Here is a 22,559-nt window from a genome sequence, read left to right as displayed (position 1 = left end):
AGCCAAATCAACTTTGTGAAAATGGACGAAGGCTCATAAATTTTTTGAAGGACTATAAATACATTTGAAGGCTCATAAATAACTTTTAAGGACCATAAAACTTTTTTAAAGCTCATAAGTTTCCTTGTAGGCTCATAAATAGAAATTTATAGTGTGGGCTTGTTCCCTTTACTTCAGAACTTCCTAATCTACTTCCATCTCCCCACAAACTTCCATATAAACAAAATTTGTTTTAGCATTATTACCGTTTAGGTCCTCATATCCTCGGAGATACTATGGTTATCACTACATATGTACCGGGAGGAAAACGATGAACTGGACAGGGATAGCGTTAATCATTCAATTATTCTTTGGGATTATAATCGGTCTGTATTTTTGGAATTTGCTGAGAAACCAGCGGTCCCAAAAAGTAAGCGTAGATAAAGAGTCAAGAAAAGAGATGGAACAATTAAGAAGACTGCGGTCTATCTCACTATCTGAACCATTGTCTGAGCGGGTACGCCCAGGAAAATTCGAAGATATTATTGGCCAAGAGGATGGCATCAAGGCATTAAAAGCAGCATTGTGCGGTCCAAACCCGCAGCACGTAATTGTGTATGGACCGCCTGGGGTTGGTAAGACTGCAGCAGCAAGATTGGTTCTTGAAGAGGCAAAAAGGAACAAAACATCGCCATTTCGTTCAACTGCAGTATTTGTTGAATTAGATGCAACAACGGCTCGTTTTGATGAACGCGGAATAGCTGATCCGCTGATTGGTTCAGTTCATGATCCTATTTATCAAGGTGCAGGTGCAATGGGGCAAGCCGGTATACCGCAGCCTAAACAAGGTGCCGTTACAAATGCACATGGCGGTGTTCTTTTTATTGACGAGATTGGAGAACTGCATCCTATTCAGATGAACAAGCTATTAAAAGTATTAGAAGACCGCAAAGTATATCTTGAAAGTGCTTATTATTCAGAAGAAAATGCAAACATACCTCACCATATTCATGATATTTTTCAAAATGGACTTCCGGCTGATTTTAGAATGATCGGTGCCACTACTCGTATGCCGGACGAGATTCCGCCTGCAATCCGATCAAGATGTCTGGAAGTCTTCTTTAGAGAGCTTCAGCCTGTGGAAATAGAGCAGATTGCAAAGCGTGCTGCAGATAAAATTCAGCTTGGTATTGACGATGAGTCTCTAAAATATATGGCTCAATACGCTAAAAACGGACGTGAGGCAGTTAATATGATACAAATTGCCGCCGGATTAGCCATTACTGAACAGCGAGAGAACATTACAAAAGGTGACGTTGAATGGGTTACTCATTCAAGCAGAATGGCGCCAAGGCCTGAGAGAAAGATTGGCAGCAAACCGAAAATCGGGTTAGTAAATGGACTAGCTGTTTACGGTCCGACAAGCGGTGCGCTTCTTGAAATAGAAACAACTGTACTTCCAGCTAAGAAGCAAGGATCGATTACGATTACAGGAATTGCTGAAGAAGAGAGCATCGGCAATCAGTCTAAGTCAATTCGAAGAAAAAGTATGGCTAAAGGATCAGTTGAGAATGTTATAACAGTCCTTCGATTTATGGGTGTTGATGCTTCCATCTACGATATTCATGTGAATTTCCCTGGAGGAGGACCTGTGGATGGTCCATCAGCAGGAATCGCGATTGCTTCATCAATCTATTCTGCGATCCATAAAGTACGCGTTGATCATGAAGTAGCAATGACTGGTGAGATAAGTATTCATGGTAAAGTAAAACCAGTTGGCGGTGTAATGGCAAAAATATTAGCTGCCAAGGACGCTGGAGCGAAACGTGTGCTCATTCCATTTGAGAACAACCAAAAGATATTTGAAAGCATTGAAGATGTAGAAATCATTCCGGTGAAAAAACTCACAGAAGTGTTTCAATATGTGTTTTTAGATGACAGCTCTGAGGAGTCAATTCCAGCTTCAGCAGCTTTAAATTCCCCTCCTTCTTCAGTTTAAGGAGAAGAAGGGGTTTCTTTTTTGTTTAATAAAAGTTTTTGGGATAGCTAACATTAGACAAAGTTAAGCATTATCGGTAGAATTGTACAAAGACTATGCATATAATTAATGATTACACAGTAGTTTTCGGAGGTGTTTTTAATGGGGGAAAAACGAGTTCTTCCGCTCCTCCCTCTACGCGGATTGTTGGTCTATCCGACAATGGTGCTTCACTTGGATGTTGGAAGAGAAAAGTCGATTCAAGCACTTGAAAAAGTGATGCTCGATGACCAAATGATTTTTCTTTCAACTCAAAAGGAAGTTTCTATCGAAGATCCAGCTGAAGAGGAAATTTACAATGTTGGGACTTTATCAAAAGTCAATCAGATGCTTAAACTGCCTAATGGCACGATAAGAGTGTTGGTAGAAGGTATTCAGCGTGGGAAAATTACTTCTTTTATGGATGAAAAGACACATGTTGAAGTAGAAATAGAGCTAACAGATGAAGTGGAAGAGAAAGAAGCTCAAACGGAAGCGTTGATGAGGGCAGTTTTGGCGCAGTTCGAACAATACATAAACCTTTCTAAAAAAGTAACTCCTGAAACCTTGGCGTCTGTACAAGATATAACAGAACCTGGCAGACTTGCTGACGTTATTTCTTCACACCTTTCCTTGAAAATTAAAGAAAAACAAAAGATTCTAGAGATCTTTAATGTTAAGGAAAGACTTGAACATTTGCTGGCACTTTTAAATAACGAAAAAGAAGTGTTGGGACTTGAAAAGAAAATTGGCCAGCGGGTAAAAAAGGCGATGGAAAAAACGCAAAAAGAGTATTATTTGCGTGAACAGATGAAGGCCATTCAGAAGGAACTGGGCGACAAAGAAGGTAAAATAGGCGAAGTCAGCTCATTAAAGGAACGTATCGAAGCATCTGATATGCCTGAACACGTTATGGAAATAGCAAAGAAAGAATTGGACCGATATGAAAAAATGCCTAATTCTTCTGCGGAAAGTTCTGTAATCCGGACTTATATAGAATGGCTTGTTAACTTGCCATGGAAACAAGAGACTGTAGATAATCTGGACATCCCGCATGCGGAAACAGTTCTGAATGAAGATCATTATGGGCTTGAAAAAGTGAAGGATCGAGTTTTAGAGTATTTAGCTGTTCAAAAACTGACGAATTCATTAAAAGGCCCTATTCTATGCCTTGTAGGACCGCCAGGAGTTGGTAAAACTTCTTTAGCGCGTTCTATTGCCCGGGCCATCGGCCGCAACTTTGTTAGAATCTCCTTAGGCGGAGTCAGGGATGAAGCAGAAATCAGAGGCCACCGCAGAACGTATGTAGGTGCTATGCCAGGCAGATTGATTCAAGGTATGAAGAAAGCTGGAACAGTAAATCCTGTATTTTTGCTGGATGAGATCGATAAGATGTCGAGTGATTTTAGAGGTGATCCATCTTCAGCTATGCTTGAAGTGTTAGACCCTGAGCAGAACAGCAGTTTCAGCGATCACTACATCGAAGAGCCTTATGATTTATCAAAAGTTATGTTCGTGACGACTGCAAACTCACTTTCTACAATTCCTGGACCGCTCTTAGACAGAATGGAAGTAATTTCGATTGCTGGATATACAGAAGTTGAAAAACTTCATATCTCCAAAAATCACTTAATTCCTAAACAATTAAAAGAACATGGTCTTAAGAAGAGCCAGATTCAGTTCAAGGATGATTGTATTTTAAAGCTCGTCCGTAATTACACACGTGAAGCTGGTGTGCGTAATTTAGAGCGTCAGATTGCTGGTTTATGCAGAAAAGCTGCAAAACAGATTGTGTCGTCTGAAAAGAAAAAGGTAATCTTGTCTGCTAAGAACATTGAAGAATACCTTGGAAAGCCTCGTTTCCGATATGGTCAGGCTGAGCTTGAAGATCAGATTGGAGCCGCTACAGGCCTTGCCTATACGACTGCAGGCGGAGATACGCTTTCTATTGAAGTAGCCTTGTCTCCTGGAAAAGGTAAGCTTATTTTAACAGGTAAACTAGGCGATGTAATGAAAGAGTCTGCACAAGCAGCATTGAGCTATGTCCGCACGAAAGTAGAAGAATTGGGGATTGCTCCAGACTTTTACGAGAAAACAGATATTCATATTCATGTCCCAGAAGGTGCTACTCCAAAAGATGGACCTTCTGCGGGGATTACAATTGCCACAGCCCTTGTTTCTGCCCTTACAAAGAGAGCGGTGAGGCGTGATGTTGGCATGACAGGTGAGATAACGCTAAGAGGGCGTGTTCTGCCTATTGGCGGTTTGAAAGAAAAATCTTTAAGCGCACACCGAGCGGGTATAAAGACAATCATTCTTCCTAAAGAGAATGAAAAGGATATTGAAGAAATTCCGGAAACTGTAAAAGAAGGTCTTTCATTTATTCTAGTCTCCCACTTGGATGAAGTCTTAAAAGTAGCATTAGCAGGTGATGAAAAGTGAAAGTTAATACAGCAGAGATAGTTATATCAGCCGTAGGCCCGAAACAATATCCGGAAGGCAATCTTCCGGAAATTGCCCTGGCAGGCCGGTCAAACGTAGGAAAATCTTCCTTTATCAATAAAATGATCCACCGTAAAAATTTAGCGCGTACTTCTTCAAGGCCAGGAAAAACGCAAACTCTTAATTTTTATATTTTAAATGAAAGCTTTTATTTTGTAGATGTGCCAGGCTATGGATTTGCTAAAGTTTCTAAAACAGAAAGAGAAGCCTGGGGCAAGATGATCGAACAATATCTTGTTGAGAGGGATCAGCTGAAAGCCGTTGTCCAGCTTGTCGATCTTAGGCATCCTCCTTCAAAGGATGATTGTTTGATGTATGATTGGCTTAAGTATCATGAACTGCCGGTTATCATTGTGGCTACAAAAAGTGATAAGATTCCAAAAGGGAAATGGGATAAGCACAAAAAGGTAGTTAAAGAAACATTAAACATGGATCCGACCGACAAGATCGTTCTTTTTTCTTCTGAAACAGGACATGGGAAAGACGAAGCGTGGGGAGTGCTGAACTCTTATTTAACAAAATAAAAGGCTGATTTCAAATGCTTTGTTGCTTTTGAACGTTATTTGTTGAGTACGCTTCATTGACTAGTTGATTGGAGCGCAAGGGTGCGAGACTCCTGCGGGCTCACCGCACACCCCGCGGAAAGCGAGCATCCTGGAGCGGAAATCAACATCATCTCTTAGCAACAAATTTTATGGGACAGCCAAATAAAAAAGCAGTGTTCGAATCGAACACTGCTTTTATTTTTTCTTGAAAAATATGAAATAGGCACCTAGAACCATAAGGATGATCGGCCAGAAACTTTCTGCTTTTGCAAATATACTTTCTACAGAAGGGGTATTATTGTTAAAAAAGATAAGCCAAAGTGACAAACTAGTTAACAATAGTCCAGGAATAAGACCGTCCTTCGCCTTTTTATACTGGATTAAGAATGCTATCCCTGTAAGCAAAGTAATCATTTGCAGCGGCTCCGGCCAGGAAGGAATCTTTGAAACAGCATGAAAATGGATGCCGAGTCCTGTAAGGAAAACACCTGAAAACAGACTTGCTGAATCTTTTCCGGAACCTGCTTGTATAAGGAGTGCCAGTCCAATTATTAGAATCAATGTTGGCCATGTTAGATAAGGCTGGATCACTTCAATGTTCATCTGAATTGCGAAAAAGAATAAACCAATACCAATCAAAATAAATCCGCTGAATTTGCTTTGTTGTTTCATAAGTCCTCCAATATTGCGTATAACCTTTGCTAATTTGGTCGAAATTTGTTATTTTAAATAATGGTGTTAAGTTTTAGAAGTTCAGGAAATCATAAGACAGTTACATACCATAAAATTATTAACCCTATCATAGCATAAACGTTTAAATTCTGTTCACAATATACCGGCAATTTGTATTTTTGTCCATGGTATAATAAACACAGAAAACATACATAAAAAGGAGGTGAGCGCATGCATATCTTAGTGGTAGGACTTAATTACAAAACGGCTCCCGTGGAAATCCGGGAAAAAGTTGCGTTTCAGCCCGCTGAAATACAGGATGCGATCTCTTTACTCCGTAAACAAAAAAGTATACTTGAATGTGTAATAGTTTCTACATGTAACCGTACTGAAATTTATGCGGTTGCCGATCAGCTTCATACAGGAAGATACTACATCAAATCGTTTTTAGCAGATTGGTTTAACATTGACAAAGAAGAACTTTCTCCTTTTTTAAGCATAAGAGACGGAGAAGCGGCTGTGGAGCATTTATTCCGTGTATCAGCTGGTTTGGATTCAATGGTAATCGGAGAGACTCAAATTCTTGGCCAGGTAAAAGACAGCTTTCTTGAATCACAAAAGCTATCAGCTACAGGAACCATCTTTAATAAATTAATGAAGCAGGCAATTACATTTGCGAAAAAGTGCCATTCCGAAACTGATATTGGCGAAAACGCAGTTTCTGTCAGCTACGCGGCTGTTGAACTTGCAAAGAAAATCTTTGGCGGACTGCAGAATAAGACGATTCTAATCGTTGGGGCAGGGAAAATGGGCGAGTTAACAGCTAAACATCTTCATGCCAGCGGCGGCAATGAAGTGCTGGTAATTAACCGTACATTCGAAAAAGCAAAAGAAGTAGCAGAAAAGTTTTATGGCGTCGCTCACCCTTTTAACGATTTAGAGAAATTACTTGTTAGAGCCGATATAGTTATTTCGTCCACAGGAGCAAGTGATTTTGTTATCACAAAAGAAATGGCTGCACCTGCAATTAAGAAACGGAAAGGGCTTCCGCTATTTATGGTGGATATTGCAGTTCCGAGGGATTTAGATCCTGCATTGCATGATTTGGACAGCGTTTTCTTATATGATATTGATGATTTAGAAGGAATCGTTGAATCAAACTTGGCAGAGCGCAAAAAAGAAGCGGAAAAGATTGAGATTCTCATTGAATCAGAAATCATTGATTTCCAATCCTGGATCTCAATGCTTGGTGTAGTACCTTTAATTTCTGCTCTTCGTGAAAAAGCATTGAACATTCAAGCCGAAACGATGCAGAGTATAGAACGCAAATTGCCTGATTTAACGGATCGAGAGAAAAAGATCTTAAGCAAACATACGAAGAGCATTGTAAACCAGCTTTTGCGTGACCCTGTTACGAGAGCTAAAGAAATAGCAGGACAAGCTGATGCAGAAGAACAGCTGCAGTTATTTACAGAGATTTTTGCATTGGAAGATTATTTAGATAAACAAAAGCAGTTGGAAACAGGTTTTGCTGCAAACAGAGAAGACAAAGCATCTTTATCTGATGAGGCTGTCAATCCTTTTACAGCAAGAACTTAATTTATTGTTTCCCTCGGGCTCATGGAGTGTGAGCAAAATGAATTGGATATATGATCTTACAATTGTCTTATATGCACTAAGCATCACAGGCTATTTTATAGATTTTCTTCAAAACAACCGGAAAGCGAACCAGTTTGCTTTCTGGTTGCTTTCTATTGTCTGGGTGCTGCAAACGGTCTTCTTTGTGTTACGGATGCTGGAAGATCAGCGGTTTCCAATTTTAACACCGTCAGAAGGCCTGTTTTTTTATGCTTGGATCCTCGTTACTTTTTCTGTTGTAATGAGTAAATTTTTTAGAGTGGACTTCCTCGTATTTTTTACGAACGTACTTGGATTTTTGCTTGTATCCATCCATTTATTTGCACCAACCGGGCAAGCGAGTGCGGTTATAGAAAAACAGCTCATCTCAGAACTATTAATCATTCACATTACGATGGCTTTTATATCTTATGGAGCTTTCTCTTTATCTTTTATTTTTTCTTTTATGTATTTAATTCAGCACGGCATGCTGAAAAAGAAAAAGTGGAGCAAAAGGCTGCAGCGTTTCGGAAGTCTTTCTTATCTCGAAAAGCTTTCGTTCCGTTTAAATACAGTGGGTGTTCCGCTGCTGCTGCTTAGTTTAATATTAGGTGTGATATGGGCATTCTGGAAGATAAATAACTTTACACTTCTCGATGTGAAAGTCATCTCATCGTTTATCGTACTTTTGGTTTACAGCACTTACTTATACCAAAAAGTAGCCAGAGGTGTTCAAGGCAAAACCCTTGCTCTCTGGAACACAGCAGCATTTCTGGTAGTCCTTATAAATTACTTTTTAGCATCTACATTTACTGAGTTTCATCTTTGGTATAAGTAAAGAGATAGGAGTTTTATAAAATGAGAAAAATAATAGTAGGTTCAAGGAGAAGCAAACTGGCTCTTACTCAGACGAACTGGGTAATCGACCAGTTAAAGAAAACAGGTCTTCCTTTTGAGTTTGAAGTGAAAGAGATTGTAACAAAAGGTGATGTCATCTTAAACGTTACCTTATCTAAAGTAGGCGGAAAAGGTCTTTTTGTTAAAGAAATTGAGCAGGCTATGTTAGATAAAGAGATTGATATAGCAGTCCATAGTATGAAGGATATGCCTGCAGCTCTGCCAGAAGGTCTTGAGATCGCATGTACGCCTAAGCGTGTGGATCCGCGAGATGCTCTTATTTCTGAAAAATTCTCTTCTTTACGTGAATTGCCAGAAGGTGCTGTTGTTGGAACAAGTTCTTTAAGAAGAGCGGCACAGCTTTTACATACCCGCCCTGATTTATCGATTAAGTCCATAAGAGGAAATATTGATACTCGATTGGAAAAGCTGAAATCCGGTGAATTTGATGCTATTATTCTCGCTGCAGCTGGGTTAGAGAGAATGGGCTGGTCTAAGGATGTTGTAACGGAGTTTTTGGATACAGATCTTTGTTTACCTGCAGTAGGACAAGGTTCGCTGGCGATTGAATGCAGAAGTGAAGACGATGAAGTAAAAGAGTTATTAGCCACTTTAAATGACTCGTATACGTTTCAGACGGTTCAGGCGGAGCGTGCCTTTTTAGATACTTTAGAAGGCGGCTGCCAAGTACCTATCGCTGCATATGCAACTTTAACGAATGATCAAGTAACGTTAACAGGACTAGTTGCAGACCCGTCAGGAAAAAAAGTATTAAAAGAAATAAAAACAGGAAAAGACCCTCATCAGGTAGGGGTTGAACTCGCTCAAAAATTAAAAGAAATCGGCGCAAAAAAGATTCTTGATGATGTGAAAAAGGACCTGGACATTTAATGAAGACACCAGAAGGTCCATTAGCAGGTAAAACTGTACTTGTTACCCGGCCTAAAGAGCAAGCAGATTCATTGTTATCACTAATCAAAGATCAAGGGGGCATCCCGCTCCCTTTTCCGGTTGTGACAATAATAGGAACGGACAAAACTTTAGATGAGTATCCGATACAGCATCTATCCCGCTTTAAGTGGATTATTTTCACCAGCAAGAATGGTGTTGATCATTTTTTTCGGATAATTAAAGATAAGGAATTATCGTTTGACCAGCATAAATTTGCTGCAGTTGGAGAGAAAACTGCACAAGCGATGCAGGAGTGGGGAATCCATTCAATCCTTGTTCCGCAGCGTTATGACGCTGAAGCACTTGCTGAACTTTTAAAAAAAGAAGTTAAAGTTGGAGAAAAAGTACTTTTTCCAAAGGGAAGTCTCGCTCCTTCTTTCATTAAAGATCAACTTAAAGATAAAGCAGATGTGGAAGAACTAGTAGTCTACGAGACAAAACCCGCTGAGGAGCTTGACTGGGGTTTAGTCTTAAAAGCAGATTGCTGCTTTTTCTTAAGTCCTTCAGCTGTCTCATTTATGACTTCGTATTATGAAAAGAAACAAAACAGCAGGATTTTGAAAACCCCTGCTTTTTGTATTGGGCCGACTACAAAAAAAGCAGCGGTCGAGAAAGGGTTCCAACATGTTTTTATGCCTGAAAGATATACAGCTGAGGACATGGTGAAACTTGCTGCAATTTATTTTCAAGGAGGAAGCTAATATGAATTTCCAGCGTCATCGCCGTTTAAGAAGAACTGCCTCATTGCGTTCACTTGTACGAGAAACACATCTTCATGTATCTGATTTTATTTATCCATTATTTTTTGTGGAAGGTGAGAATGTTAAAAAAGAAGTTCCTTCAATGCCAGGCGTTTATCATCTTTCACTCGATTTATTGGAAGAAGAAATTAAAGAGGTTGAAAGCTTAGGTATTCAGTCTATTATAGTTTTCGGTGTACCTGGTGAGAAAGATGAATGCGGAAGTTCTGCATATGACCATAACGGAATCGTACAAAAAGCCATTCGTCAAATTAAAGAGATCGCACCCTCTCTAACTGTAATCGCAGATACTTGTCTTTGTCAGTTTACAGATCACGGCCATTGCGGTGTTATTGAGAACGGCTATGTACGTAACGACGAAACGCTTGAACTTTTGGCAAAAACAGCAGTTTCTCAAGCAGAAGCAGGAGCTGATATTATAGCGCCTTCTAATATGATGGACGGTTTTGTTGCTGCGATCAGACAAGGATTGGATGAAGCGGGTTATACAGAAATTCCAATTATGTCTTATGCTGTAAAGTATGCTTCATCCTTTTACGGTCCGTTTCGTGATGCTGCACACAGCACACCGCAGTTTGGTGACAGAAAAACCTATCAGATGGACCCGGCAAACCGCCTGGAAGCTCTTCGTGAAGCAGAGTCAGATATTGCTGAAGGAGCAGACTTCTTAATGGTTAAACCGGCACTTTCATATCTGGACATTCTTCGGGAATTAAAGGATAGATATCCTCTTCCGCTCGTTGCTTATAATGTGAGCGGAGAATATTCCATGATTAAAGCAGCAGCCTTAAATGGCTGGGTAGATGAAAAAAGTATCGTCCTTGAAAAATTAATTTCTATGAAAAGAGCTGGAGCAGATCTCATCATCACATACTTTGCTAAAGATGCGGCAAGATGGCTGAAAGAGAACCAATAAATGGGGGAGGGTTTCAGTATGAGAAACTTTGAAAAATCAATCGCGGCGTTCAAAGAAGCGAAAGAATATATGCCTGGCGGCGTTAACAGTCCTGTACGTGCTTTTAAATCAGTGAATATGGATCCTGTATTTATGGAACGCGGCAAAGGATCTAAAATTTATGATATCGATGGAAATGAATATATTGATTATGTACTATCATGGGGCCCATTAATTTTAGGTCATGCAGATGAAGCAGTGGTAAAAGCTCTTAAAGAGACTGCTGAACGAGGAACTAGTTTTGGAGCTCCTAACGAGATGGAGACGAAACTGGCGAAACTTGTTATTGACCGTGTTCCCTCTATAGAAGTGGTTCGTATGGTCAACTCCGGAACAGAGGCAACGATGAGCGCGCTTCGTCTTGCGCGTGGATATACAGGGAGAAGCAAGATAGTTAAGTTCGAGGGCTGTTATCATGGTCATGGTGACTCATTGCTGATTAAAGCTGGTTCAGGTGTAGCGACTCTTGGTCTGCCAGACTCTCCAGGTGTACCTGAGGGGATAGCTCAAAATACGATCACGGTTCCGTACAATGATCTTGAAAGTCTCCAAGTTGCTTTCAATCAATTCGGAGAAGATATTGCCTGTGTAATCGTTGAACCTGTGGCAGGGAACATGGGTGTAGTACCTCCTCAAAAAGGGTTCCTTGAGGGAGTCCGCAAAATGACGGAACAACATGGCTCTCTATTAATCTTTGATGAAGTTATGACAGGTTTCCGAGTGGATTATGAATGCGCTCAAGGGTATTTCGGAGTCACACCTGACCTTACATGTTTAGGGAAGGTAATTGGCGGGGGGCTTCCTGTCGGTGCTTATGGAGGCAAGCGTGAAATCATGCAGCAAATCGCACCTAGCGGACCTATTTATCAGGCAGGAACATTGTCTGGCAATCCATTAGCAATGGCTGCAGGTTATGCTACTCTTTCTCAGCTAACAAAAGAAAGTTACGATTATTTTAAAAAGCTTGGTGATCAGCTTGCTGCAGGAATATCTGAAGCGGCAGAACATTACGGGATCGACCATACGATCAACCGTGCAGGAAGCATGATTGGTTTCTTCTTTACTAATCAAGATGTAATTAATTACGAAACAGCTAAGTTATCAAACTTGGATCATTTTAATTCTTGTTTCCGCATGATGCTGCATGAAGGGGTTTCTCTTCCTCCTTCACAATTTGAGGGATTATTCTTATCCACTGCACATACTGAAGATGATATTAACAAGACAGTTAATGCATTCAGAAAAGCTTTTTCAAAATTGAAGTAAGAGCAGCTAATAGCGTCCGTTTATCAAAGCGGATGCTATTTTTATTTTTGCCGATGGAACTCTGAATCATATTTCGTCCTGTTCTCTCATACACCTATATTGTATAACTATATGCAATTGAAAGGAGGAGAAGGGCATGAGTCAATCAAAGCTGCGTTTCTCCATTGAGGAGTCTGTTTGGCTTAAGAAAGGACAGGAAGTAGCTGAAGTTTTGTCGATGTCACTTAATCCTGAAATAAACATCAGTGAGGAAGCCGGACAGGTTTATATCAAGGGAGCTCTTATTTTAAGCGGTAAATACCGTGCAGAAAATCAAGTTGATAACGACGGATCAAATTTAGAAGGGAATCCTTTATCTGAAGGTGTATCATATCGTTCCCTTACTCAGTTGAATGTTGCAGAAGATGGTGTTACAGAACTGGTTCATCGCTTTCCTGTTGACATTACGATTCCGTCCTATCGTGTTGAAGATTCAAACCAGGTGAAGGTTGAAGTAGAGTCTTTTGAATATGAACTTCCTAACTCGACTTGCTTTGAACTTTCAGCATCAATCTGTATTTATGGAATAAAGGATGAAAAACAGCGCCAGGAGAGTCAGGCCTTTGAACTGCCGAAAGAAACAGTACGCACAGCTGTCGAGGAACGTTCTGATCAGAATGAAGAGAAGTCAGAGATATTTACTCCTTTTCAATTTGAGGCTCGCCAAAGCGGAGGTGTACCTTCTCAGTCTGAACAAAATGAATTTCAAGCTAGTTTTAGAGAGGAAGCTTCTGAAGTTAGATCTGAGAAGAAAACAGCTTTCGAATTCAAACCGCATTTTGAAGTAATTGATGATACAACGATGGATGCGACCTTTGATTCATTAAAGTCAATTGCTTTCTCTAATGAGGATATGAGAAATTCGAATAATGAGGAAGAAACAGAAGAACCAGAAACAGAAGAACATTACCTGCCGGAATATGAAGACGCTCAAGAAGAACTCAAATTTAATGAGAGCCATTCAGAAGAGCAGGAATACGCGAGTTATGATCAGCCGTATGCAGAACAGAATTATCAAGCTCAAGATGCCTATAATTATCAGCAGAACCCTTATCAGAATCAGCAATCCTATCAACAACCAGAAAGACCGTATGAATATAATCCGTATCAGCAGCAATCTTACTCGGCGCAAGAAAACAATTATCAGGATTACCAGGTACAAAATTACGGAGACCGTCCATATGAAGCAGGAGAGTATGGAGAACAAACGTATCATGATGAACAAGAATACCATGATCAAAGCTATCAGCATACAGAAGAACAAGATCAGTCCTATGAATATGAAGCAGAAGCCAGCAGCTATGAAGAACAAGAAGTACAACAAGCAGAGCGGGATGATGAACCAAAGGATGAAAATGCCTTGTATTTAACGAAGATGCTGTCAGGCAAAGAAGATCGCTTCTCAAAAATGAGAATGTATATTCTTCAGCGCGGAGATTCTTTAGAACACATCTGTGAAAGATATGATATCTCCCTAAATACGCTGATGCGCATGAATCAATTGCAGCAGGGTGAAGTATCTGAAGGTCAAATTATCTATATTCCTGTAAGTTCACGCTAAAATGAGGTGCTGCCATGGGGCTCATTAACCTCTTAGAAAATGAATATGATTTATATGGGGTGAGATGGAAGCAGGAGCCTCATATTATCATGACAGATTTTGGAGAGAAACGATTAAGGTATTGGAAAGATGATGAGATGTTAAAATGGCATGTCAGATGGCGCGATGAGTCTTCAAAAGGCTCTGGCGCCGTACCTGACAGAATGATTCGAACAAGAGACGGAGAAGCAGCGGTGTTTGACGGCAAGCACTGGATTACCCTTCATGACTATGCAGATACTTTGTTTGGCTGCGAAGAAGTAGAACGGTGGGGACAATTTATTGGTCAGTTGTTAACGGCTTCTGTACAAGGAAACTATAAAAAAAATCTATCTGTTGAACACCCTGTATTTGATTTTAACCATTGCTTGGAATTAGCTCAAAAATACACGGATGGAACTTTCCAAATTTTAAATACAAGTTTAGCTGAAGCTAAAAAGAGGCTATTATTCTCTGAAGCGCTTAATAAAAAAGTTCAAAACACCGAAGTTCCAATTTTGGAAAATGAAATAAGTATTGCCAATGGAAAACGAATCTTTCACTTTTTATTTTACCAAGGTGGTGATTCCAAACCGGTACAAAGTTATATGCCGATACGAAATTTCCTATTCGAATGGCTGGAACACAATTCACCCTTGTCATTAAAAATGCTTCTGTCTGAAATTGATCGTATATTCCCATTAAATGGTGATCATGGGTTACTATTGTTAGCCGAAATTACAACACCTTGGGAACTAACTGAATGTCTGAATCGATTAGACAATACCAGTTTAGAAAAGATGGTTGAAGGCATGAACATGTACGAAGCCATTTGGGTTGCAAACCGGACTCTTCTAAAAACAGTTACTGAATGGTTTGATGAAAACAGAAGGAAGGTGGCCCTATGACAACGGAAAAGGAAACATTAAATTACGGGCCCGTCCTTTTTCATTATGATCTATTTCCTGAAAAGCTTGAACGTCACGGAAAAGTAAAGAAGGTCATAACGAAAAGAGGAACTTTTGCACTTAAAGAAGCAGAGATGAACGAGGAAGAACGAAGCTGGTTCACACATGTTATTCAAAGGCTTTCAGAAATTGGTTTCCATCAGGTAGTACCATTGTATCCAACCAAATTTGGTGACTATACCGTTCAGCTTGGACCAAAAACCTACTACCTCATGCCATGGTTTGCATCTGATGAGAGAAATGAAAGAGCAAAGGATGAAGTGCTGCTTGATCATCTTGGCAAAGTGCATGCTCTGACACTCAAAGAACAGGACTTTTCAAATGAAGTCGTCGAACATTCTTATCAATATTTAATGAACAGATGGGAAAACAGGCAGTTTGAAATGGAAAGGTTTACGGAGGAAGCTGAACAAAAAACGTATATGTCTCCTTTTGAATTAACCTATTTAAGCCATTTTCATCAAATAATGAGAATGACTGAAGAAGCCAAAAGAAGATTAAAAGACTGGTACGATACTTGTCAGCGTGAAAAGCGATATAGAAGTGTCTTATGCCATGGCAAGGTTTCCCGTAATCATTTGATATTTAATCCTACTGGGGAAGGTCATCTGCTGAACTTTGAAAAAGCTGTGCTGGACACACCTGTAAGAGATTTGGCTGTATATTTCCGGAGAGCTGCACATCAGAGAGACTGGGCGATTGAAGAAGGTAAGTTATTATTGGATTTATATGAGAAACATGTACCGCTTTTAAATGAAGAACGAGGATTATTAATCAGCTATTTATCATATCCTGAGCCAGTATTTAATACAGTTGATTTATACTGCAGCAAAAGAACTCAATATTCTCAAATTGAATTGGTGCACAGACTTGAGAGCAGGATAAGAGCGATGAAAAAAATACGAGATTTTTGTGATGCTATTATGATGGCTCCTCCGCCAGCTCTTGAAGAAAATGCACCAAATAAAATTCATATAAATAATGAAGAAGATCACATATAGCAACATATATGTGATCTTCTTGTTTAGTTTGATCTTAAAATAGTTCATAGGCAATACCAAAATGCAGTGCAAGGAGAATTAAAATAATGAAAAAATCTACAGCTGAAGGAAATAATAAAGTCCGGATCAGCTGAAAGATAATAAGCGGCACTGTTAATTGTCCAATTGCGTTTTTAACGGTTAAAAGCCAGCCAGGAAAGCGGGCTTTCCTAAAATATCTCCGAGCCAAGAAGAAGCCCCCCCATTCGCCCTTTTTTATAACTTATGCATCGGGTTTGAAGACGTGAAAGACGGGCTTCACCAAATTTATTTTTCTGCATAGAATAACTTTTACAAGTTAAGGTTATCCTATTGACTAAAATTAGCACTCTTGTATAAAATATAATCAGATTCTATATTGTGCGTAGACAGGGAATAGTACAAATGCAACACCTTTTAGAGAAAGGGTTCATCAGCTGAAAGAATCCTTAAGGCTAGTTGGTTGGAAGTCGCCCTTGAGCATCTTCTTTGAACGATGAAGTAGAAGAAGACGGTAAATCCGTTATCGATTAAGAGTACAGCAGGTTTATTTGAACTTGCCGTAAATTAAGGTGGTACCGCGGAAAAGTCCTTTCGTCCTTTAAGACGATTGGGCTTTTTTTGTTTTTTTAGCAATAAAAGGAGGAGAAATGATGACGAACGAACAGAAAGAACTGACAATGCCGACAAAGTACGATCCAAAGGCAACAGAAGAAAACCGTTATGAATTCTGGTTGAAGGGTAAATTTTTTGAAGCAAAAGGCGACAAGGAGAAAGAGCCATATACGATTGTAATTCCCCCGCCTAATGTAACAGGAAAGCTTCACCTTGGTCATGCTTGGGATACTGCACTGCAGGATATTCTTACGCGTACAAAACGCATGCAAGGCTATGATGTTTTATGGCTGCCTGGAATGGATCACGCAGGTATTGCCACTCAAGCTAAGGTTGAAGGAAAGCTTCGTGAAGAGGGAATTTCGCGCTATGATCTTGGTCGTGAAAAGTTCCTTGAGAAATCATGGGAATGGAAAGGGGAATATGCTGATTTTATCCGCCAGCAATGGGCTAAGCTTGGTCTTGGGTTAGATTACTCCCGTGAACGTTTTACATTAGACGAAGGGCTTTCAGAAGCAGTAAAAGAAGTATTTGTAACGTTATACGAAAAAGGTTTGATCTATCGCGGTGAATACATCATCAACTGGGATCCCCAAACCAAAACAGCACTTTCTGATATAGAAGTTATTCACCAGGACGTTCAAGGTGCTTTCTATCATATGAAATATCCTCTTGCAGATGGTTCTGGACATATTGAAGTAGCTACAACTCGTCCTGAAACAATGCTCGGTGATACAGCTATCGCAGTACATCCGAAAGATGAACGCTATCAGCATCTCATCGGCAAAAAAGCAATCTTGCCAATCGTTGGACGTGAGATTGAAATCGTTGGTGATGATTACGTAGATATGGAATTTGGTTCAGGTGCTGTAAAAATTACACCTGCTCATGACCCTAACGACTTTGAGATCGGAAACAGACATAACCTTGAACGTATCCTGGTAATGGATGAAGGCGGAAAGATGAACGAAAACGCCGGAAAATATCAAGGGCTTGATCGTTTTGAGTGTCGAAAACAAATTGTAAAAGACCTCCAAGGTCAAGGAGTTCTATTTAAAATTGAAGAGCACATGCATTCCGTTGGTCATTCTGAAAGAAGCGGTGCTGTTGTAGAGCCGTACTTATCTACCCAATGGTTCGTAAAAATGAAGCCACTTGCAGAAGAAGCAATCAAGCTTCAAAACAGCGGAGACAAAGTTAATTTCGTTCCAGACCGTTTTGAAAACACTTATATGCGCTGGATTGAAAATATCCGTGACTGGTGTATTTCACGCCAGCTTTGGTGGGGACACCGTATTCCTGCTTGGTTCCATAAAGAAACAGGTGAAATCTACGTTGGAAAAACAGAACCTAATGACCCTGAAAATTGGGAGCAGGATACAGATGTTCTGGATACATGGTTCTCATCAGCTCTTTGGCCGTTTTCAACAATGGGCTGGCCGGATGAAGAATCGGCTGATCTTAAACGCTACTTCCCTGGCAATGTGCTCGTAACGGGATATGATATTATTTCATTCTGGGTATCAAGAATGATTTTCCAATCACTTGAGTTCACTGATCAAAAGCCGTTTAATGATGTTTTAATTCATGGACTTGTTCGAGATTCTGAAGGGCGTAAGATGAGTAAGTCACTTGGAAACGGTGTAGATCCGATGGATGTTATCGAAAAATACGGTGCAGATGCACTAAGATTCTTCTTAACAACCGGAAGCTCTCCTGGAAACGACCTTAGATTCTATTGGGAAAAAGTTGAGTCTACTTGGAACTTTGCAAATAAAATTTGGAACGCATCCCGTTTTGCACTTATGAATATGGATGGTATGCAATATCATGAGATTGATTTGAACGGTAAAAAGTCACTTGCTGACCAATGGATCCTGACACGCCTGAACGAAACGTCAGAAAACATTACAAGACTCATTGATGCTTATGAATTTGGAGAAGTTGGACGTCTTCTTTATAACTTCATTTGGGATGATTTTTGTGACTGGTATATCGAGATGGCAAAGCTTCCGCTATATGGGGAAGATGAAGAAGCTAAGAAAACAACTCGTTCTGTTTTGGCTTATGTTCTTGACCAGACACTTCGATTGCTTCACCCGTTCATGCCGTTTATTACAGAAGAAATCTGGCAGCATCTGCCGCACGAAGGGGAATCTATCACTGTTGCCTCTTGGCCGGTAAAACGAGATGACCTTCATTTCCCAGAAGCTGCAAACGAATTTGCTCTTGTAACTGAAGTGATCCGTTCTGTTCGAAACATCCGCTCAGAAATGAACGTTGCACCGAGCAAGCCGATCGAACTTCAAATAAAGCCAAAAAATAAAGAGATTTTAAAAGCTCTGGAAACAAACCGCAACTATTTAGTACGTTTTTGCAACCCGAGCGAGCTTTTGATTTCTGATGAAATATCAGCACCAGAAAAAAGCATGAGTACTGTTTTAACTGGGCTCGAAATGTATCTTCCTCTTGAAGGATTGCTGAATATTGAAGAAGAGATCAAGCGTCTTGAAAAAGAAGCAGAAAAATATGCGAAAGAAGTAGAGCGTGTACAGAAAAAATTAAGCAACGAAGGTTTTATGAAAAAAGCACCTGAAAAGGTTATTGCTGAAGAGCGTGCAAAAGAAAGTGATTATCAGGAAAAATATGATAACGTTCAGGCACGTATTAAAGAGCTTCAAAGCTAACAGTTTACGATTACGAGGCGGATCCTTTCTATGCAGGATTCGCCTTCTTTTACGTTATGAAAGGCGGGCTTAAATTTGAATTCTTATAATGAAGCATTAACATGGATACATGGTTTATTGAAGTTTGGAATAAAGCCAGGATTAAAGAGAGTGGAATGGCTGCTGCAAAGAACAGGGAATCCAAAGAAAAAAATTAAATGTATACATATTGCCGGTACAAACGGAAAAGGATCTACCGTTGAGTATTTACGGAGCATTTTTAATGAAGCTGGATACAATGTTGGAACCTTTACTTCTCCATATCTCATTACTTTTAATGAAAGAGTTTCAATTAATAAAGAACCTATTAAAAACGATGAATTGCTGGAATATGCAAAATTGCTAAAACCGTTGGTTGATGAACTAACTGAAACTTCATTAGGCAGTCCGACAGAGTTTGAAGTGATCACTGTCATATCATTGCTATATTTTGCAGAAAAACAGCCGGATATCGTTATTTATGAAACAGGATTAGGCGGTTTATATGATTCAACAAATGTAATTACACCAATTTTAAGTCTGATTTCAAATATTGGATATGACCATATGGGAATTTTAGGGGACACAATTGAGGATATTGCATTTCAAAAAGCTGGGATCATAAAAAAAGATGTTCCGGTAATTACAACCGTCGAACAAATTGAAGCTTTAAATGTGATAGAGAAGAAAGCTAAAACAGTGAATTCTGACACATATATTCTTAGCAGAGATTTTTCTGTTCTGCATAAGAAGAGTTCTGACAATGGAGAAGGTTTTTTATATACGGGGCTTAAAGATTTAAATATTTCAGCGGAAATATCGATGAAAGGCACACATCAAGTGAAAAATGCGGGACTTGCTCTGGCTGCCGTTGAATATTTGACTGGAAAGGGTTTTTACAGAATTGATCCAGAAAAAATAAAAGCGGGATTGTTTCGTGCAAATTGGGCGGGCAGGTTTGAAAAAGTTTCATCTTCACCCGATATAATCATTGACGGTGCTCATAACCATCAAGGAATACAAGCACTGAAACAAACAATAGAAAACCATTATAAGGGCAGAAAAATGTATTTGCTGTTTGCCGCATTGCATGATAAAGCCTATAAAAACATGATGAAAGAGTTAGAGAATATTATAGATGAGGCATATTTCACTACCTTTGACTTTCCAAGAGCAGCATCAGCAGAGCAATTATTGGCTGAAAGTCCTTTTCGAAAGTCGTGTGCCATCTCTTCTTGGAATGATGCCTTAAAAGAGGCAAAGAAAAAATTAAAAGATGAAGATGTCCTTGTCATTACTGGATCTCTTTACTTTATTTCAGAAGTTAGAAAAAGTTTTCAAAATATGGAATAACATTTATTGTAATTTTTTGAACTTTTGATAAAATAAAAAGATAAGATAAATGTACTAGTAAAATAGATGTGTATACAGAACATTAATAGGGGGAGGGAAAAGCCATGGGTTCACAGATGAATAATATGAGAAAACGCAAATATCTAGTAGTTGCATGGCTGATTTTATTCCCTTTGGCTTTGTGGACTGCCGTGCAAATGACAAATAACCAGCCGGATATAAATTTAATCGACTTGGGTATTATTTCGCTTTTAGCGATTATCGTCTCTTTGTTTCCTATTAAGGTTCTTAATGCGAATATTTCTTTTATGTCGGGTATAAATTTAGCTGTCTTTTTATACTATGGTTTGACAGTTGCTTTATTTATGACGCTTATATCTGTAATGGCCATGTTTTTTTCACTTAAAGTTCACATTTTCAAAGAGTATTACAGATATATGGCCAATACCCTTATGTTATCCTGGATCATTATTTGTGAGGCTAGTGTTTTTTATTTACTTGGTGGGGAAACAGGTGCCTTTGATTTAAATGAACCGATCAATCTAATCCCTGTTTTAGGATATGTTTTAACAGGGCTAGTGCTGAATCATGTCGGATTGTATTTCATTATTACTGTACTATACGAAGAATCCAGTCGTTTTATTGAGCGAGATGCATTATGGGATCTAGTTTCAGAAGTTCTTGCTATACCAGTGGGACTAATGCTGTACGTTCTATATTCCCAATTAGGGCAGCCTGCTATTTTTTATGTAGGGCTTCCGTTTATATCACTTTCAATTATTATTAAACTCTATCATTCTAGTGAACAGATTAACGTTTCTTTGCAAAAAGCGAGCGAGATCGGTCAGCAGCTTTCGGAACATTTAAAAGTAAATAATATTTTAGATATTTTTATTGAAAAACTAATTGCATTTATGTCTGTTGATTTTGCCTTTATTTATGACGCAGATGCTGGTGAACATTTGAAAATTATTAGAAAGTATGAAAGTGAAGAAGGTATTCTGGCATCTGTCCCTATTAAAAAGCATGAAGCGATCAGCGGAAAAGTTTGGTCTACCGGTAAAAGTATCAGGTACTGCAAATTAAAAGCCTGGAGGGAAATATCTGAAACCTTCTTTCAGAGTAAAGCAGAATCTGTAGTGGCCGTTCCTATGATTCGAAATCAAAAAATTGTTGGAATTATTACTTTTGCTTCTAAGAAGAAACATGCATACCAAAAACATCACCTGATTATTTTAGAGATTTTAGCAAACTATTTAGCGGTTGCCATTGATAATGCTAGAAACTATGAATCCACAAAGCTCAAAAGTGAGCAGTGTCCATTAACAGGTCTATATAATTACAGGTACTTTGAGGATCTTCTGGCTAGTATGTATAACAACTACGAATACTTCAGAAAACAATTCTCTGTTATATTGCTAGATATCGATCATTTCAAAGCAGTAAATGATTCTTACGGTCATCAAAGCGGCAATGATGTACTAATAATGCTTGCTAGAAGGCTGGAAAATTTTATTGGAGAACGTGGAACTGTAGCCCGATATGGCGGGGAAGAATTTATTATTCTTCTGCCTGAATCTGGCGGGAAAGAATGTTTAGAAATAGCTGAACAGCTTCGTTCTGTAATTTCGGACAATGGATTTGAAATACACAACGATTTAACCGATCAGTGTAAACATAAGATATACATAACTGCGAGTATTGGGGTAGCTACTGCACCTCATCAAGGAGAAGACCCTTTAACACTAATAAGAAATGCCGACAGAGCAATGTATACAGGTGCAAAACAGCAAGGCCGCAATAAAGTGGCAGCTTATATAGGATAGTCCCGAAAGACCTCAGGAATTCATCTGGGGTCTTTTAATGTGGTTTTTTCTAAAAGATTGTTGCTATGGAAAGATTTTTTATCATTCCTTCATTGAAACGTTAATTGAAGTGGAAGGGCGAGACTCCTCGAAAATGAACTTCACATTTTCTTCGTGCGATGTTAAGCTGCCGAAGCCTTCCTTGTGCTGCATGATGAGTGGGACAGGTGAGACCATTCAAAGTCGCAATGCGAGGAATGGGCTCACCGACACCCTGCGGAAAGCGATCCCAAAGAGCGGAAATTAACCTCATT

The 22,559-nt window shown here is 39.3% G+C and carries 17 protein-coding genes and 1 other annotated feature; of the genes, 15 read left to right on the top strand and 2 right to left on the bottom strand.

The genetic code is table 11. From position 1 onward, the window contains the following. Positions 1-310: 310 nt before the first annotated feature. From lonB to yihA, 3 genes are all read left to right on the top strand, one after another. Complete coding sequence (gene lonB / locus ACFQ4X_RS10755; protein WP_379835035.1) at positions 311-1,978, top strand: ATP-dependent protease LonB; 1,668 nt, start codon at positions 311-313, stop codon at positions 1,976-1,978. Between the two features lie 141 nt (positions 1,979-2,119). After that, a complete protein-coding gene (gene lon, locus ACFQ4X_RS10750) occupies positions 2,120-4,438 on the top strand; it encodes an endopeptidase La (protein WP_379835033.1) in 2,319 nt (772 codons plus the stop codon). Continuing rightward, positions 4,435-5,022, top strand: a complete 588-nt coding sequence (yihA, locus tag ACFQ4X_RS10745) for a ribosome biogenesis GTP-binding protein YihA/YsxC (RefSeq protein ID WP_379835032.1) — start codon at positions 4,435-4,437, stop codon at positions 5,020-5,022. The genes lon and yihA overlap by 4 nt, the downstream gene beginning before the upstream one ends. 216 nt (positions 5,023-5,238) lie before the next feature. On the opposite strand, the gene ACFQ4X_RS10740 is transcribed toward yihA, so the two are convergent. Then, positions 5,239-5,715 (bottom strand): hypothetical protein, encoded by a 477-nt coding sequence (locus tag ACFQ4X_RS10740; RefSeq protein ID WP_379835030.1) that lies wholly within the window; start codon positions 5,713-5,715, stop codon positions 5,239-5,241. Positions 5,716-5,946: 231 nt separating this feature from the next. Between ACFQ4X_RS10740 and hemA the strand changes: the two genes are divergently transcribed. The 9 genes from hemA (at position 5,947) to ysxE (ending at position 15,749) form a co-directional block, all read left to right on the top strand. Then, entirely contained in the window at positions 5,947-7,314 is a 1,368-nt protein-coding gene (gene hemA / locus ACFQ4X_RS10735; protein ID WP_379835028.1) for a glutamyl-tRNA reductase, read from the top strand. Positions 7,315-7,351: 37 nt separating this feature from the next. Then, positions 7,352-8,170 (top strand): cytochrome C assembly family protein, encoded by an 819-nt coding sequence (locus tag ACFQ4X_RS10730; protein WP_066291412.1) that lies wholly within the window; start codon positions 7,352-7,354, stop codon positions 8,168-8,170. A 20-nt stretch (positions 8,171-8,190) separates the two neighbouring features. Further along, positions 8,191-9,120: a hydroxymethylbilane synthase gene (gene hemC / locus ACFQ4X_RS10725; protein WP_379835026.1), complete on the top strand. Its 930-nt coding sequence runs from the start codon at positions 8,191-8,193 to the stop codon at positions 9,118-9,120. Continuing rightward, positions 9,120-9,881 carry a uroporphyrinogen-III synthase gene (locus ACFQ4X_RS10720; RefSeq protein ID WP_379835024.1) on the top strand — a complete coding sequence of 254 codons (762 nt, stop codon included), beginning with the start codon at positions 9,120-9,122 and terminating at the stop codon, positions 9,879-9,881. The genes hemC and ACFQ4X_RS10720 overlap by 1 nt, the downstream gene beginning before the upstream one ends. A 1-nt stretch (position 9,882) precedes the next feature. After that, positions 9,883-10,857, top strand: a complete 975-nt coding sequence (hemB, locus tag ACFQ4X_RS10715) for a porphobilinogen synthase (RefSeq protein WP_379835023.1) — start codon at positions 9,883-9,885, stop codon at positions 10,855-10,857. 18 nt (positions 10,858-10,875) lie between these two features. Then, positions 10,876-12,162 (top strand): glutamate-1-semialdehyde 2,1-aminomutase, encoded by a 1,287-nt coding sequence (hemL, locus tag ACFQ4X_RS10710; RefSeq protein WP_379835021.1) that lies wholly within the window; start codon positions 10,876-10,878, stop codon positions 12,160-12,162. A 136-nt stretch (positions 12,163-12,298) separates the two neighbouring features. Then, positions 12,299-13,762 (top strand): LysM peptidoglycan-binding domain-containing protein, encoded by a 1,464-nt coding sequence (locus ACFQ4X_RS10705; RefSeq protein WP_379835019.1) that lies wholly within the window; start codon positions 12,299-12,301, stop codon positions 13,760-13,762. A 14-nt stretch (positions 13,763-13,776) separates the two neighbouring features. Continuing rightward, entirely contained in the window at positions 13,777-14,688 is a 912-nt protein-coding gene (locus ACFQ4X_RS10700; RefSeq protein WP_379835017.1) for a hypothetical protein, read from the top strand. After that, a complete protein-coding gene (ysxE, locus tag ACFQ4X_RS10695) occupies positions 14,685-15,749 on the top strand; it encodes a spore coat protein YsxE (protein ID WP_379835015.1) in 1,065 nt (354 codons plus the stop codon). Before ACFQ4X_RS10700 ends, ysxE begins: the two co-directional genes overlap by 4 nt. Before the next feature lie 34 nt (positions 15,750-15,783). Here ysxE and ACFQ4X_RS10690 read toward each other — a convergent pair whose 3' ends face one another. After that, positions 15,784-15,978 carry a hypothetical protein gene (locus tag ACFQ4X_RS10690; RefSeq protein WP_379835013.1) on the bottom strand — a complete coding sequence of 65 codons (195 nt, stop codon included), beginning with the start codon at positions 15,976-15,978 and terminating at the stop codon, positions 15,784-15,786. 166 nt (positions 15,979-16,144) lie between these two features. Then, positions 16,145-16,372, top strand: a binding site (T-box leader). A 48-nt stretch (positions 16,373-16,420) separates the two neighbouring features. Between ACFQ4X_RS10690 and ACFQ4X_RS10685 the strand changes: the two genes are divergently transcribed. From ACFQ4X_RS10685 to ACFQ4X_RS10675, 3 genes are all read left to right on the top strand, one after another. Further along, positions 16,421-19,069, top strand: a complete 2,649-nt coding sequence (locus tag ACFQ4X_RS10685) for a valine--tRNA ligase (protein WP_379835012.1) — start codon at positions 16,421-16,423, stop codon at positions 19,067-19,069. A 75-nt stretch (positions 19,070-19,144) separates the two neighbouring features. Further along, complete coding sequence (locus ACFQ4X_RS10680; protein WP_379835010.1) at positions 19,145-20,440, top strand: bifunctional folylpolyglutamate synthase/dihydrofolate synthase; 1,296 nt, start codon at positions 19,145-19,147, stop codon at positions 20,438-20,440. A gap of 104 nt (positions 20,441-20,544) precedes the next feature. Next, on the top strand, positions 20,545-22,266 hold the full coding sequence (locus ACFQ4X_RS10675; protein WP_379835008.1) for a sensor domain-containing diguanylate cyclase: 1,722 nt from the start codon (positions 20,545-20,547) through the stop codon (positions 22,264-22,266). Positions 22,267-22,559 lie beyond the last annotated feature (293 nt).

The organism is Fictibacillus halophilus (assembly GCF_042680145.1).
GTDB lineage: Bacteria > Bacillota > Bacilli > Bacillales > Fictibacillaceae > Fictibacillus > Fictibacillus halophilus_A.
Note: the sequence above shows the minus strand (reverse complement) of the source record. Positions and strands in the feature narration are given on the sequence as shown.